This window comes from Burkholderia sp. Ac-20345 (assembly GCF_017104825.1).
GTDB lineage: Bacteria > Pseudomonadota > Gammaproteobacteria > Burkholderiales > Burkholderiaceae > Burkholderia > Burkholderia lata_B.
The window spans coordinates 1-409 of record NZ_JAAGPO010000551.1 but is presented as its reverse complement, the minus strand read 5'-3'; the positions used below and the strand labels follow the sequence as shown (position 1 = coordinate 409).

At 73.3% G+C, this 409-nt stretch carries 1 protein-coding gene; it reads left to right on the top strand.

From position 1 onward, the window contains the following. A partial coding sequence (locus tag G3O06_RS48615) for a helix-turn-helix domain-containing protein (protein ID WP_205820498.1) occupies nucleotides 1–234 on the top strand: 234 nt, incomplete at its 5' end. Nucleotides 235–409: the final 175 nt, after the last annotated feature.

Genomic DNA, 409 nt, shown 5'->3' with positions numbered 1-409 from the left:
CTGCGCCGCAAGCTGCACCAGGAAGGCCACGCGTACCAGTCGATCAAGGACACGCTGCGGCGCGATCTCGCGTTCGAGGCGCTGGCCGACCCCGCGCGCACGATCGCCGACGTCGCGGCCGCGACCGGCTTCGCGGAACCGAGCGCGTTCTACCGCGCGTTCCGCAAGTGGAGCGGGCGCAGCCCGGCCGACTACCGCGACGAAGTGCTCGCGCGGGGCGGCGGCGCGAGCTGAAGCCGGCCGGCACGGCCGTCGCTTCGCGCTTTGCGCCGAAACCGCCTAATCTTTAAGCATCGGGCTCACGCCCTTTTCCGCAAGCCGGACGGCACGCGGCCGCGCGCCGCCCGGACGTCCCGATGCACTTTCATCGTCACGGGCCGTCGCCGGCGCCTGCCACGCCCGGCGGCCA